General features: G+C 68.5%; 14 protein-coding genes. 10 read left to right on the forward strand and 4 right to left on the reverse strand.

What is annotated here, in order from left to right; all coding sequences use genetic code 11:
- Window positions 1-38: 38 nt before the first annotated feature.
- The 5 genes from AC11WY_RS04710 to AC11WY_RS04730 all read left to right on the forward strand — a co-directional run bounded on the left by AC11WY_RS04710 (window position 39) and on the right by AC11WY_RS04730 (window position 5,881).
- Complete coding sequence (locus tag AC11WY_RS04710; protein ID WP_482923057.1) at window positions 39-914, forward strand: flagellar motor protein MotB; 876 nt, start codon at window positions 39-41, stop codon at window positions 912-914.
- A gap of 84 nt (window positions 915-998) precedes the next feature.
- Window positions 999-2,306, forward strand: coding sequence for a flagellar hook protein FlgE (locus tag AC11WY_RS04715; RefSeq protein WP_482923059.1), 1,308 nt, complete (start codon window positions 999-1,001; stop codon window positions 2,304-2,306).
- 19 nt (window positions 2,307-2,325) lie between these two features.
- Window positions 2,326-3,771, forward strand: coding sequence for a flagellar hook-associated protein FlgK (gene flgK / locus AC11WY_RS04720; protein ID WP_482923061.1), 1,446 nt, complete (start codon window positions 2,326-2,328; stop codon window positions 3,769-3,771).
- Window positions 3,772-3,773: 2 nt separating this feature from the next.
- Window positions 3,774-4,781, forward strand: coding sequence for a flagellin (locus AC11WY_RS04725; protein ID WP_482923063.1), 1,008 nt, complete (start codon window positions 3,774-3,776; stop codon window positions 4,779-4,781).
- Window positions 4,778-5,881: a flagellar basal body P-ring protein FlgI gene (locus tag AC11WY_RS04730; protein WP_482923065.1), complete on the forward strand. Its 1,104-nt coding sequence runs from the start codon at window positions 4,778-4,780 to the stop codon at window positions 5,879-5,881. Before AC11WY_RS04725 ends, AC11WY_RS04730 begins: the two co-directional genes overlap by 4 nt.
- Before the next feature lie 165 nt (window positions 5,882-6,046).
- On the opposite strand, the gene fliP is transcribed toward AC11WY_RS04730, so the two are convergent.
- From fliP to fliF, 4 genes are read right to left on the reverse strand one after another with little or no spacing between them, the layout of a single operon-like run.
- Window positions 6,047-6,769: a flagellar type III secretion system pore protein FliP gene (fliP, locus tag AC11WY_RS04735; protein ID WP_482923067.1), complete on the reverse strand. Its 723-nt coding sequence runs from the start codon at window positions 6,767-6,769 to the stop codon at window positions 6,047-6,049.
- 3 nt (window positions 6,770-6,772) lie between these two features.
- Complete coding sequence (locus tag AC11WY_RS04740; RefSeq protein ID WP_482923069.1) at window positions 6,773-7,072, reverse strand: FliM/FliN family flagellar motor switch protein; 300 nt, start codon at window positions 7,070-7,072, stop codon at window positions 6,773-6,775.
- A complete protein-coding gene (locus tag AC11WY_RS04745; protein ID WP_482923071.1) occupies window positions 7,065-7,661 on the reverse strand; it encodes a FliH/SctL family protein in 597 nt (198 codons plus the stop codon). Before AC11WY_RS04745 ends, AC11WY_RS04740 begins: the two co-directional genes overlap by 8 nt.
- Window positions 7,658-9,265 carry a flagellar basal-body MS-ring/collar protein FliF gene (gene fliF / locus AC11WY_RS04750; RefSeq protein WP_482923073.1) on the reverse strand — a complete coding sequence of 536 codons (1,608 nt, stop codon included), beginning with the start codon at window positions 9,263-9,265 and terminating at the stop codon, window positions 7,658-7,660. Before fliF ends, AC11WY_RS04745 begins: the two co-directional genes overlap by 4 nt.
- Window positions 9,266-9,386: 121 nt before the next feature.
- On the opposite strand from fliF, the gene AC11WY_RS04755 reads away from it, so the two are divergent.
- The 5 genes from AC11WY_RS04755 (at window position 9,387) to AC11WY_RS04775 (ending at window position 14,194) form a co-directional block, all read left to right on the forward strand.
- Window positions 9,387-9,872: a flagellar basal body-associated FliL family protein gene (locus AC11WY_RS04755; RefSeq protein ID WP_482923075.1), complete on the forward strand. Its 486-nt coding sequence runs from the start codon at window positions 9,387-9,389 to the stop codon at window positions 9,870-9,872.
- Window positions 9,873-9,881: 9 nt separating this feature from the next.
- Entirely contained in the window at window positions 9,882-10,259 is a 378-nt protein-coding gene (locus tag AC11WY_RS04760; RefSeq protein WP_482923077.1) for a hypothetical protein, read from the forward strand.
- Window positions 10,256-10,855 carry a MotE family protein gene (locus tag AC11WY_RS04765; RefSeq protein WP_482923079.1) on the forward strand — a complete coding sequence of 200 codons (600 nt, stop codon included), beginning with the start codon at window positions 10,256-10,258 and terminating at the stop codon, window positions 10,853-10,855. Before AC11WY_RS04760 ends, AC11WY_RS04765 begins: the two co-directional genes overlap by 4 nt.
- 67 nt (window positions 10,856-10,922) lie before the next feature.
- The gene (gene motA, locus AC11WY_RS04770; RefSeq protein ID WP_482923081.1) at window positions 10,923-11,792 is read left to right on the forward strand and encodes a flagellar motor stator protein MotA; all 870 of its coding nucleotides are present in this window, start codon (window positions 10,923-10,925) and stop codon (window positions 11,790-11,792) included.
- On the forward strand, window positions 11,789-14,194 hold the full coding sequence (locus AC11WY_RS04775; RefSeq protein WP_482923083.1) for a hypothetical protein: 2,406 nt from the start codon (window positions 11,789-11,791) through the stop codon (window positions 14,192-14,194). Before motA ends, AC11WY_RS04775 begins: the two co-directional genes overlap by 4 nt.
- The last annotated feature ends 101 nt before the right edge of the window (window positions 14,195-14,295 follow it).

Consider the following 14,295-nt stretch of genomic DNA (forward strand, 5'->3'; position numbering starts at 1 on the left):
GGCTATGTCGGGAGGTGGGTAAGGGAATGGGTGGTGTGATGGCCGGGCAGAGCAATGCCGCGCCAGTCATCATCAAACGGAAGAAGATTGTCATCGAAGGCGGCCACCACGGTGGGGCGTGGAAGGTCGCTTATGCCGACTTCGTCACGGCGATGATGACGTTCTTCCTGCTGATGTGGCTGCTGAACGCGACGACAGAAAAGCAACGCAAAGGGATCGCGGACTATTTCAGCCCGAACATCCCGGTGAACCGCGTCTCGGGCGGGGGCGATGGTGCCTTTGGTGGCGACAGCGTGTTTTCCGAACACATGCTGGCGCAGAACGGCACCGGGGCCTCCAGCGTGCGCGCCACGGCGGACCGGCAGGCCGCCGGGCTGACCGGGGTCGACCCCGGTCCGGCGCAACGCAGCGTCGCTGACAGCGCCCAGACTGCGGACGCGCAGGCCAAGGATCCGATGAAGAAGATCGAGGCCACGCTGCTGGGTCGGGGCGGCGAGACCAACGAGATGCGCGACGCGATGCACCACATCGTGACGCGCATCACCGACGAAGGGCTGATCGTGGAAATCTTCGACCTCGACGGCTCGCCGCTTTTCGTGGGCGACACCTCCACGCCCACCGCGATCACGCAGGAGCTTGCCGGGGTGATGTCGGACGTGTTCCGTGTGGTCACCAACCCGGTCGCGGTGAACGGCCATGTGCGCAGCTATCCATTGGTGCTGCGCAACAATCCGGCGTGGGATCTGTCCACGGCGCGCGCGCAGGCGATGCGCGATCTGCTGCAATCGGTCGGGCTGGACCGGCTGCGGATGCAGCGCGTCAGCGGCTTCGCCGACCGTGTGCCCGCGGTCACCAACCCGACCGCGATCCGCAACAACCGTATCGAGGTGATCCTGCTGCGCGACGGGAAATAGGGTCGATTGTCGTTAGGCTGTTCTTAAAGGCGCACTGCCAAGGTGGCATCGACCGCGAGTCGTTGCATCAGAAGGGCGCAGCCAATGACCATTTCCTCCTCTCTCAATGCCGGTGTGGCCGGGCTGAACGTGAATGCGTCGCGACTGTCCTCGATCTCGGACAACATCGCGAATTCGGGCACCTATGGCTACAAGCGGTCGGTGACGGATTTCGAGTCGCTGGTGACCAATGGCACCTCCGGCAGCGGAATCTATTCCGCGGGCGGGGTGCGCGCGGTCACCAGCCGCCTGGTCGGGCAGACCGGATCGCTTGTCACGACCTCGAACGCGCTCGATATCGCGGTGAACGGCCGCGGAATGCTGCCGGTCACTACCGCCGCCGCCGTGGCGAGCGGGGCCGCCACGCTGCCGATGATGATGACCACCACGGGCTCGTTCCACCCCAACAGCTCCGGGGTGCTGGAAACCAGTTCCGGCCTGGCGTTGCTCGGCTGGCCGGCCAATTCCGACGGCAGCATTCCGGCGCTGCCGCGCGACACGATGATGGGGTTGCAGCCGGTCGTCATCAACGTCAACCAGACCGCGGGCGACCCGACCACGAAGGTCACGCTGGGCGCCAACCTGCCCGCGACCGAAACCGCGGCGGGGGCGGATGGCTCCGCGCAGCCGCTGTCGGTCGAATACTTCGGCAACCTCGGCGAATCCGAGACCCTCGGGGTGACCTTCACGCCGACGGTGCCCGCCAGTGGATCGTCGAATGCATGGACGATGACGGTCACCGACTCGGCGCAGGGTGGTGCCACGATCGGGCAATATGCCCTGACATTCGACGGCAGTCGCGGCAGCGGCGGCACGCTCGCCTCGGTCACCACACTGTCGGGTGGCCCCTATGACGCCACCACCGGGGTGATCGGGCTGACGGTCGCGGGCGGCCCGATTGCCATGACGGTCGGCAAGCCGGGCGACACCTCGGGGTTGACGCAACTGTCCAGCAGCTTCGCGCCGACCGCGATCACCAGGGACGGCGCGCCGGTCGGCAACCTGACCTCGACGACGATCGACAAGAACGGGCTCATCACCGCGACCTATGACACCGGCATCACGCGGGTGATCTATCAGGTGCCGCTGGTCGACGTGCCGAACCCCGACGGGCTGACTGCGCTGGACAATCAGGCCTACAAGGTGTCGCCCGACAGCGGGTCGTTCTTCCTCTGGGACGCCGGGAAGGGGCCCACGGGAACCGTGGCGGGTTATGCCCTCGAAGGTTCGACGACCGACATCGCGGGTGAGCTGACCAATCTGATCCAGACCCAGCGCGCCTATTCCTCGAACGCGAAGGTCATCCAGACGGTTGACCAGATGCTGCAGGAAACCACGAACATGAAGCAGTGACCTGAAAGGGACAAAGACCATGAGCCTTTCCGCGGCCATGTCGAACGCGCTTTCGGGCCTGACGGCCAACGCGCGCGCCGTCGACGTGATCTCCTCCAATATCGCCAACGTCCAGACCCCCGGCTACGGACCGCGCCAGATCGAGTTGGGGGCCAACGCGACCAGCGGCGGCGTATCGGTGCTTGGCGTCAGCCGGGCGTCCGATCTGGCGCTGCTCAACGACCAGCGCGCCGCGACGGCCGAGACCGCGGGCACCGCGCGGGTGTCGGATTTCTACAGCCAGCTTGAAACGACAATCGGGTTGCCCGGCGACTCGGGCTCGCTTGGCGACTCGGTGGCCGGGCTCGAGTCCGCGCTGATCCAGGCCGCGGCGGCGCCCGACCAGCAGGCCGGGCTTTCGGCGGCAGTGGACGCGGCAAAATCTCTGGCGGAGCAGATCAACACCATCTCCGACCAGATCGCCACGGCCCGGACGGGTGCCGATGCCGCCATTGCGACCGGCGTTTCGCAGGTCAACACGGCCCTCGCGCAGACCGCGGACCTGAACGCACGCATCCGCGCGCAGACCGTGGCGGGGCAGGATGCTTCGGCCCTGATCGACCAGCGTCAGGCCGTGCTCGACCAGGTGGCGGATGTCCTGCCCTTGCGCCAGGTGGCCCGTGCCGATGGCACCATTGCCGTCTTCACGACCGGCGGGGCCGCCCTGCTTGATGGCGGAACCCCGGCGAAACTCGGGTTCACGGCGGCGCGCCTGGTCACGGCGGGCATGACCACCGGGTCGGGCGCGCTGTCCGGGCTGACGCTGAACGGTCTTGCGGTGCCGCCCGGTGGCGGGCTGCTCGGCAACGGGTCGCTGGCCGCCAACATCCAGATCCGCGACAGTCTTGCCCCGGCGGCGCAAAGCCAGATCGACGCCGTCGCCCGCGACCTGGCCGCCCGTTTCGGCTCTTCCGCCGTGGACCCGACGCTGGCCAGCACCGCCGCAGGCCTTTTCACCGACGCGGGCGCCCCTGTCTCCGAGGCGAACGAGGTGGGCCTTGCCGGGCGGCTTGCCGTCAACCCCGCCGTTGACCCGGCGCAGGGCGGCGCACTATGGCACCTGCGCGACGGCCTCGGCGCCTCGGCGCCGGGCGAGGCCGGAAACGGCACCATCCTGACCGCGATGCAGGGCGCCCTCGGCGCGCTACGGGCACCGCCCGCGGGCGGGTTCGCGACAGGATCGGTCGATGCGGCCGGGCTTGCCACGCAGGTTCTCAGCTCCGTCAGTGCCGCGCGTCTTTCGGCGCAGAACGCGGCCACCTATGCCACGGCCCGATCCTCGGCGCTGACGGCCACAGGCTTGCAGGGGGGCGTCGATACCGACCAGCAGTTGCAACAACTGCTGGTGGTCGAAAAAGCCTATGCCGCAAATGCGAAGGTGATCCAGACCGCCGACACCATGCTGCAATCCCTTCTGGAGGTCTGAAGATGAGCAGCGTTTCCTTTGGCGATCTCGCACAGAGTTTTTTGCTTCAGCGCAGCAACATGGCGATCAAGACCACGCTTCAGACCCTGTCGACCGAAGTCACGACCGGTCTTGCCGCCGATCCGGGCAAGGCGCTCGGCGGCGACTTCACCCAGGTGGGCGGCATCGCTCATGCGCTGACCACGCTTCAGGCCTATGGCCGCGCGGCGATGCAGGCGGCGCTTGCCACCTCAGTCCTGCAGAGCGGACTTGCCACGATCGACGGGCAGGCAACCACGCTTGCCACGTCGCTGCTGACTGTGGGCAGTTCCGGTCAGCCGACAGGTCTGCGGACGGTTGCGACAGCGGCGCGCGGGGCGCTTGACACCGCGTTGTCGGCGCTGAACGTCCGCGTTGGCAGCCGCAGCCTGTTTTCCGGCGCGGCGACCGATCGCCCGGCCGTGGTCTCCACCGATGCCCTGCTCACAAGCCTCGCGCCCGTTGTCGCTGGTCAGACGACGGCCGCGGGCGTTGCCCAGGCGGTGCAGGACTGGTTCGCCTCGCCCTCCGGTTTCGCTGCCGCGGGCTATCTCGGGTCGGTCGACCCAGCGTCGACCACCCCGATCGCGCCCGGCGAAAGCGCCGCGATCTCGGTGACGGCGCTCGACCCGGCGATCACAGCCACGCTCGCGGGGCTAGCCACCGCAGCTCTGATCGGGACCGGTCCGCTTGTCGGCAATGCGCCCGAGCAGGCGGCGCTTGCCGCCCATGCCGGCCAGGCGTTGCTGTCGTCGGCCGATGCTCGGACCGGTCTCGCGGCGCAGGTCGGGGTGGTGCAGGCGCGCATTTCGCAGGCGCAGACCCGCAACGGCAGCGAGACGACCGCACTCCAACTGGCGCAGTCGAAGCTGTTGTCGGTCGATCCCTACGCGACGGCGACCGCCCTGCAATCGACGCAGACCCAGCTTGACACGCTCTACGCGCTCACGGCGCGAATCTCCGGGCTGTCGCTGACGAATTTCCTGAAATGATCCGCGCCCTCCTTCTCGGGGCCGCGCTGGCCCTGGCGGCGCCGGCGGTTCTGGCCGATGCGATCCGGCTCAAGGACCTGGTCGAGTTCGATGGCGTCCGCGGCAACGATCTGGTGGGCTATGGCCTCGTCGTCGGGCTCAACGGCACCGGCGACGGCATGCGGAATTCGCCCTTCACCGCCGAGATCATGACGACCCTCCTCGAACGGCTGGGGATCAACGTCTCGGGCGAGTCGTTTCAGCCCAAGAACGTCGCCGCCGTGTTCGTGACGGCCGCCCTGCCGCCCTTTGCCCGCGTCGGCGGCCAGATCGATATCACCGTTTCGGCGATCGGCGACGCCAAGAGCCTGCTGGGTGGCACGCTGGTGATGACGCCGCTGAATGGGGCCGACGGCAAGATCTACGCCGTCGCGCAGGGCACGATCATCGCCGGCGGCGTCACGGCACAGGGCGCCGCGGCCAGCGTGACGCAAGGCGTGCCCACCGCGGGCACGATTCCCGCCGGCGCGCGGGTCGAACGCGAGGTCGCCTTCGACTTCGCGGGGCTCACCACCGTGCGGCTTGCGCTGCGCACGCCCGATTTCACCACCGCAGGGCGCATCGAGAAGGCGATCAACGCCGACTTCGGTCGCCCGGTCGCCACGATGCTGGATGCCGGAACGGTCGCCGTCGACATTGGCGCGACGCGGATGTCATCGACCGCGCACGTTCTGGGCCGCATCGAGGATCTGACCGTCGATCCGGAACAGCGCGCGCGCGTCGTGGTGGATCAACGTTCGGGCACCATCGTGATCGGGGCCGATGTGCGCATCTCGCGAGTCGCGGTGGCGCAGGGCAACCTGACGCTGCGCATCGAGGAGTCGCCGCAGGTCGTGCAGCCCGACCCGTTCTCTTCCGGCTCGACGATCGTGGTGCCCCATACCAAGGCGACCATCGACCAGGCGCCGGGCAAGGGGCTGGCCGAGGTCGCCGGGGGGGCGACCTTGTCGCAGGTGGTGGCGGGGCTGAATGCGCTTGGCGTCGCCCCGCACGACATGATCGACATCCTGAAAAGCATCAATGCCGCCGGGGCCCTGCACGCGGAGTTCCTGGTGCGCTGACGCGGCGGGGAACGTGGTGTGGCCAGGATCGTCTAGAACCGGGTCGCCTCATCGGCGCCAACGGCGGCAGGACACGCCCCGCCGATCGCCGCGTGATTGTCGACCGGTAGCCGCCACGTCCTGCACGGATGCCTTGCCCAGGCCCCCCAACCCATTGCTCGCGCTTTACATGTAGCTTCTGACCAGCGCCCCCGAGACCAGTGTCCAGCCGTTCGTGACCACGAAGAATGCGAGCTTGAACGGCAGCGAGACCATCGAGGGCGGCACCATCATCATGCCCATGGACATCAGCACCGCGGCAACGACAAGGTCGATGATGAGGAACGGAAGGTAGATCAGGAAACCGATCTCGAAGGCGCGCTGCACCTCACTCAACAGGAAAGAGGGGATCAAGAGCGAGAGCGGCGCATCACGCGCGGCGCCGACCCCGGCGAAATCGGGCCGCAGAGCCCGCAGCATGTCGAAGGTGGCAGCGTCGACCCGGTGGGCCATGAAGTCGCGGAACGGCGCCATGCCCTCGGTGAAGGCGGTCTGCGCGTCCATGTGTCCATCGATCAGGGGCTGGATGGCATGGCTCCAGGAGGCGGTGAAGACCGGTTCCATCACGAAATAGGTCAGGAACAGGGCGAGGCTGATGATCAGCATGTTCGGCGGCGACTGCTGCAGGCCGAGCCCCTGGCGCAGGATCGCCAGCACCGTCACGATGAACGGAAAGCAGGTGATCATGATCGCGAGACCCGGCACCAGGCTGAGCACGGTCACGAGGGCGAAAAGCTCGACCGTGCGGGCGGTCAGCGTGCCGCCGTCGCCGACCGAGAGGGAAAGTTGCTGCGCCGCGGCCGGGTGCGCCAACACGACGAGCAGAACCGCGAGGGCGAAGCGCCGCACCGCTTAAAGCCCGTTGGTCAGATTGGCGACTTCGGTCAGCCGGACCGCGAGTTGGCCCGACTGATCGCCGTCAAGCTCCTGCAACTCGCCACGGGCGATGAGACGGTCGCCGACGTAAAGCTCGACCGGGTCGTCGACGCGCCGGTCGAGCGTGAGCACCGAGTCGCACTGCAGACGCAGCAGGTCGCGCACCAGCGGCCGTGCCTTTCCGACCGAGATCACGATCTCGATCGGAACCTGAGTGAAGGGGTTCATCGCGCCACCCTCCGGGTTGCCGGGTGCGCCGGGTCTGCGATCATCCATGCGTTTGCAACTCCTCTGCGGGATGGAAGAAGCCGAAGACCGCGGCGCGGATCGACTCGGTGATGTGGTCGAGATCGACATGATCCTCGCGATCGCCGAGCCGGAGGTAGACCTGCCCCTCACCCAGCGTCGGCTCTTCGACCAGCCGCACGGGCGGATCGGTATGCCGTCCCAGCAGCGCCTCGATGGCGGGCCGAGCGGCGGGGTTCAGTTCGATCGTCACCGGCGCACCCGCGGCGAGTTCGGCCAGGGGGCGGAGCGCCTCTGCCACCATCGGCGCCAGGTTGGCGCGCGCCGTCTCGGGCAGCACACGCGAAACGAGGGCGACCAGAAACGGCTGGAGCGCGGCCAAAACATGGGCGCGCGCCTCGTGATAGGTGAAGGACAGCGCCTGAAGGTTGCGCGCAAGGTCGGCGCCCACGGCCGAATGTTCATCCTTCTGGGCGGCCGTCGCGTCCTCCCAGCCGGCGGAATAGCCCGCCTCGAAGGAGGCGAGGCGGGCCTCCTCCATCGCGGCGGCCTCGATCACCACGGTTTCAGGGGCTCCGGTGTCCGGTCCGAAGACTTCGAGCCTGAGGCGCCCGCTCATGGTGCCGTCTCCTCGCGGTCTTCGACCCAGCTTCGCAGGATCTCCAGGGTCTCGCCCTGGCGCTCGGCGATCAGCCGACGCAGTCGCGCGACGGGATCGGAGGTTGCCTTTGCCTCGGCCTCGGCCTGCCGCCTCTCGGGCGAGACGATGCTCAGGTTCTCGGGAATGTAGCTGCCGTCGTCGATCTCGCCGGTCAGCACACGGGCGGCATTGTTGGCGCCGGTGGCCCCCGGCTGCGGCAGGGCGGGCAGTGACCGAGTTCCCGACGAGGCAAGGATCGGGCGCACCACGAAGAGTCCGAGGGCCAGCGCGACGAGGGCCAGCACGGCAAGCTGGATCGCCGACATGGGGTCGAGCCCGAGTTGGTTCAAAAGCGAGGGGGCCGCGGCCGTGCCGAGTGGTGCGACCGGCTCGAAGGCGAGCGAACGGATGGTGATCACGTCACCCCGCTTTTCGTCATAGCCGACGGCAGAGGAGACGAGATCATGCAGCGCCGTCAACTCGGCATCGGGGCGCGGCGCCCAGGTTTCCTTGCCCGCGGCATCGACAGTGCGGATCCCGTCGACCAGCACGGCGACCGTCAGCCGCCGGATGCTGCCCGGCCCGCGCTGAATCTCGCGCTGGGTCGAGGACACCTCGTAGTTCGTGCGCTCATGTGTGCTGCTGTCCTGGCTTTGCGCGGTCGATCCGGCCGCGTTTGCCTGCCCGGTGGGAAGGTTGCTGGCCACCGTGACCGCCCCGGCGCCCTTGTCGGTGGAATTGCTGGTGTGGTCTTCGGTGTCGGTGCTGATCGGCACACGACCGGCGGGGTCAAAGGTCTTCTCGACAATCGATTCGCGGTCCGTCACCGGCTCGATCGTGATGGCGACGACGGATTTGCCCGGCCCCACGCGGGCTTCCAGCATCGTCTCGACGTTCCGTTTCAGTATGCCTGCCCGGTCACCCGCCGCCTGGGTGCCGCCCGGATCATCGGTCGGCAGCACTAGACCGCTGACCGAGTCGATGATCGCCACATCGTCCGGCTGCAGCCCTGCAACCGCCGAGGAAACAAGGTATTTCAATGCCTTGGCCTGCTCTGGCGGAAGCCGCCCGCGGGTCGTGGTGACCATCACGCTGGCGGTGGGTTTCAGATCATGCTGAAACGGCTGCGACTGACCCGGCGAGATATAGACGCGGGCGGTGCGGATCAGGGGGCTGGTCACGATGGTGCGCGCCAGTTCGCCTTCCTTCGCGCGCCAGTAGGCGGCGTCGAACATCTGCGCCGTGGTGCCGAAGCCCGAGAGGCTGTCGAGCAGTTCGTACCCTGCGCCGCCGTTCGCGGGCAGACCCTCGGCCGCGAGCGTCATGCGCAGCTGATCGCGCTGCCCGTCGGCCACCCAGATCGAGTCGCCGCGGACCTGATAGGTGACCCCGTGGTGGTCCAGCGACTTGACCACATCGCCCGCCGCCGCGCTTTCCAGCCCGGCGTAGAGCAGCGACATCGACGGTGTGGCGGCCAATCGGGACAGACCGAGGATGGCCCCGAACATCGCCAGCGTCGCCAGCGCCACGATGACGCGGCGCCGGGGATCAAGGGCCGACCAGAGCGATCTCAACTGCTGCAATGTGATTCTCCAAGGCCGCGGACTTCTGCCCTCTGCCGGATCGAGACTTCACCGATTGCGCTTAACAATCGGTTAGTTCCCGCCGGTCTATATCTGGGTGCAGGAATTGGCGGAGGACGGCATGGCAGAGGATGAGGCCCCCGCAGGGGAGGCGCCGAAGAAACGGTCGAAACTGCCGATCCTGCTCGGGCTGGCGCTGATGGCGGTGCTGGGCGGCGTCGGTTTCTATGCGACCTTCAGCGGCCTTCTGGTCGGCCCGCACCATGAGGCGGCAGCCGGGGCCGATCCGGTGCCGGAGTCGACCGCCGGTGTTGCCTTCGTTCCGATCGACCCGCTGGTGATCTCGCTCGATCCGTCCGCGCGGTCGAGCCACCTGCGGTTCTCGGCGCAGCTCGAGGTGGACGAGGCGCACCGTGGCGAGGTCACGACCCTGATGCCGCGCGTACTCGACGTGTTGAACAGCTATCTGCGCGCCGTGGAAGTGTCTGATCTTGAAGATCCTTCGGCGCTGGTGCGGTTGCGGGCGCAGATGCTGCGCCGGGTGCAGATCGTCACCGGCGAAGGGCGCGTGCGCGACCTGCTCGTGACCGAATTCGTGTTGAACTAGGGGGCCGCGATGGCGTTGATTTCGGATTTCCTGATGGCTGCCGGGGCTTTTGGCGCGGCGATTTACTGTATCGTGCTGTCGCGCCGCCTGAGCCGGTTCAATACGCTGGAAAGTGGCATGGGCGGGGCGATCGCGGTGCTGTCGGCGCAGGTCGACGACATGACGCGGGCGCTCGACAAGGCGGGTGGCGCCGCGTCGGCCTCGACCGATTCGCTTGAAAGCCTGACGGCGCGGGCCGAAGAGGTGGCGGGGCGGCTGGAGTTGCTGCTTGCCTCGATGCACGACCTGCCGGACGCCCCCCCCGATGTTCCGCACGAGGATTCCGGGCGACGGCTCCGTTTCGTGCGCCGCCGCGCCAGTCGCCCGGAAGAGGCGGCGGCGGAATGACCCGTCCGCGCAAAGCCGCGTCGCCGTCGCGGCCGCGGACCGCCCGGCGCGGCGTGCTCATGCTCATCGCCATCCTGCTCGCCAGTTCGGGCTTGATCCGACTCGGGCTTGGCGTGCAGGAGGCGCGCGCGCTCGATGTGCCATCAGCCGCGTCGGCCGCGAAACCGGCGGCCTGCCCGACGTCCGGTGCCCCGGTGATGCCGCTCGTCGCCGCCCTCCGGGCGCGCGAGGACCGCGTCGCCGCGCGCGAGGTCGCGATCGAGGACCGCGCGCAGGCCCTGGCCCTGACCGGGCGCGCGGTGGACGACAAGCTGGCGGCGTTGAAAGCGGCGGAGGACAGCCTGTCCGCCAAGCTGACGCTGGCCGACGGCGCGGCAGAGGCCGACGTGGCCCGGCTGACGACCGTCTACGAGACCATGAAGCCGAAGGATGCCGCCGCGGTGTTCCAGCAGATGGCCCCGGACTTCGCCGCCGGGTTTCTGGGCCGCATGAAGCCGGAGGCCGCGGCCCTCATCCTGGCCGGTCTGACGCCCGAGCAGGCCTATACGGTCAGTGTGATCCTGGCCGGGCGAAATGCCGCGGCGCCGAAGAACTGATGCGGGGCGAGGGTTTCTTAACCCCGTTCTGCGAGCGTGACGCCCGGCGCAAGGAAAGGAAGACGGGATGATCGGAATCGTCGGAATCGTCGTCATCTTCGTGATGGTGTTCGGCGGCTTTGCGATGTCGGGCGGAAAGCTCGATGTCATCCTTGAGGCGCTGCCGCACGAACTCATCGTGATCGGCGGGGCGGCCGTCGGGGCGTTCCTGCTGTCGAACGACCTCGGTGCGGCGAAACACTCGCTCAAGGATATGGGCAAGGTGTTCCGGGGCGTGATCTGGAAGCCGGCCGACTACCGCGATCTGCTCTGCCTGCTGTTCGAGTTGATCCGGTTGGCGCGGCAGAATCCGGTCGGACTCGAGGAACATATCGAAAACCCGGCCAACTCGGCGATCTTTGCCCGCTATCCGCGCATCCAGAACGACCGCGAGTCGGTCGAGTTGATCTGCGATACGCTGCGCTCGGCTTCGATGAACTATGACGACCCGCATCAGGTCGAGGAGGTGCTCGACAAGCGGATGGAAACGCGGCTGCACACCGCGCTGCACTCCAGCCATGCCCTGCAGTCGATGGCCGATGCCCTGCCCGCGCTCGGCATCGTGGCGGCCGTGCTGGGCGTGATCAAGACGATGGGCTCGATCGACCAGCCGCCGGAGATTCTCGGCAAGATGATCGGCAGCGCCCTGGTCGGGACGTTCCTGGGGGTCTTTCTCTCCTATGGCATCGTCGGGCCCTGCGGCGCCCGGCTGAAGACGGTGACCGAGGAGGACGCGCATTTCTATCAGCTCATCCGGGAAGTGCTGATCGCCAACCTCTACAATCACCCGACGAACATCTGCATCGAGGTCGGCCGCCAGAACGCGCCAAATCACGTCCGTCCGAGCTTTTCCGATCTCGAGGAGGCGCTCCGGGCCGTGAAGCAGGAAGCAGCATGAAGGGGCTCTTCGCCGCCCTTCTGATCTGCGTCCCGCTCGCCGCCCATGGCGAGACGGTCACCGTGCGCTCCGGCGAGCATGACGGGTTCAGCCGTCTTGTCCTGCCGCTGGAAAAGCCCGCGCCCTGGCAGTTCGGCCGAACGCTCGATGGGTATGAACTGCGGCTCGGGCGGCCCGGCGTCACATTCGATCTGTCCGGGGTCTTCGACCGCATTCCGCGGCTCCGTCTGGCCGATCTCGGCACATCGGCGGAGGGCACGCGGCTGACCCTGCAACTTTCCTGCGCCTGTCACGCCGAGGTTTTCGAGTTCCGCCCCAATATCCTCGTCATCGACATCCGGCCCGGTCCACCTCCGGCGAATTCGCCGTTCGAGCGGCCGCTGGACAGTGCCGACCGGCCGCAGGCCGCGGCCGATACGCCGCCGCCGCCACCACCGCGCCCGCGTGCGCGCCCCTCGCAGGACATGCCGGTCTATGACTGGCGAGCCAATGCGCCCGCTTTGGCGCCCCGGATCGAGGCCGCGGTCGTCGCGGCGCCCGAGGCAGGCCCGTCGTCGGCTCCCGTGCCGCTGCCATCCGCCACTGTCACCCAACCGGCCGACAATGGCTCCGGCCTCGCGCCCGTCGAGGCTCCGGATCCACGTCTGACGGCGGCGCGCACGGAACTCGTCGAGCAACTCGGGCGCGCGGCATCGCAGGGGCTGCTGAGCGCTGATCCGCAAGCCTTTGCACCCGATCTGCCAGCCGAGCCTGCCTCCCCGCCGCCCCCTGCGGCGCCGCCGCCGCAGGCGAATTCCCCCCCGGGGGTCGAGGCCCCCCCCGCGCGTCTTCGCGCCCAGACCGCACTTGATCGCGAGGTGCTGATCGGACGGGCCGCCCCGGTGACGCCTTCCGGCGGGGGTTGCCTGCCCGACTCGCTCTTCGACCTTCGACAATGGGGCGACGACCGGCCGATTCCCTTGCAGATCGAGGCCGGGCGGGCGGCCCTCGTTGGTGAATTCGATCGACCCTCGGTCGCGGGCGTCGGCGCCCTGATGCGGCTCTATCTCTACCTCGGTTTCGGTGCCGAGGCGCGTGCCCTTCCCGGCGGGATGCGGGTCGAGGTGCCCGACGGCGATGTGCTCGCCACATTGGGCGACATCATGGACGAGGGGCAGGCACGCCACCCGGGCCGCCTTGCGGGGCAAACCGGATGCAGCGGCGCGGTCGCGCTCTGGTCGGTGCTCGCGGACCCCGTGATCGCACCGGGCGAGTTGGTGGATGTCGGTGCCGTCGTGCGCAGCTTTTCCGCCCTTCCGCTATCGCTGCGGCGGTTGCTCGGCCCCGGCCTTTCGGGTCGGTTCCTGGATCATGGCGACCTTTCCACCGCACGGGCGATCCGCGACGCGATCACCCGAGCCCCCGGCGTGGCCGGGCAGGCCGTCGATCTTCTGGGCGCACGGATCGACCTCGCCGACGGCAAGACAGCCCCGGCGGTGGCGACGATCCGCCGGGTCGCCGCCACCGATGGCCCGATGTCGCCCGATGCGCTCGTGATGCTGGTCGAGGCGCAGATTGCAAACGGAGGCAGCGTCGATTCCGCCACGATCGACTCGATTGCGGCGCTTGCCCATCAGTTTCGCGGGACCGTCACCGGGCGGAGCCTCGCGCGTGCCCATCTTCTGGCGCTGGGCCTCTCGGGTGACTTCGACGGCGCCTTCCGCGACCTCGCCACGCTACGCGCAACGCCCGATGCCGGTGCGACCGGGGCCGATACACTCTGGGCGCTTCTTGCCGAGCGCGGCAGTGACGAGGCCGTTCTGCGCCAGGGTCTGACTCTGCGCGATGCCCCCGAAGCGGTGCGCAAGACCGATGTGACGCTGGCGAGGCGACTCATCGACCTGGGTTTTCCGGGGGAAGGTCTGGCCTGGCTGGCACCGCTCGCGCCCCCGACCGACCCCGAACGCGTCCTGGCGGCGCGGGCCCGGCTTGCGCTGGGCGACGCGACGGCGGCGACGCAGGTGCTGGACGGCGTTGCCGGAGCCGACGCGGCCGCCCTGCGGGCGGCGGCAGCGGCAGCGGGCGGCGATCATTCCGCAGCCGAGGCCACATATCTTGCCGCCGGTGCCACCTCGGACGCCGGGAACGAAGCCTGGCGGGCGGGTGACTGGCCGACCGTGCGGGCGATCGGCCGCGCCGAACAACAAGCCGCGGTGGACGTCGTGGTGGCCGCGCCGGGCCCGCCCACCCCGTCAGGGTCACCCGGCACCACCTCAGACGGCCCGGTGAATAGTGCGGGCCCGCCGCCGGTCGTCGGCCCGCTGGCGCAGGCCCGCGCCCTCGTCGAGGGCAGCGTGAAGGCCCGCCGCGTTCTGGAGGCGCTGCTCGCTTCGACCGAAGTGCCGTCGGCCTCCGCGCCCTGAGCGGCGCTTACCGAATCGCAAGGAAGTCCCGCTAGCGTCGGGGCCTTGCCGCCGGAAGCGCGGCCCAGACAGGTGAAACCGTCGATGCCCATGTTCCACGC

The organism is Solirhodobacter sp. (assembly GCF_964715405.1).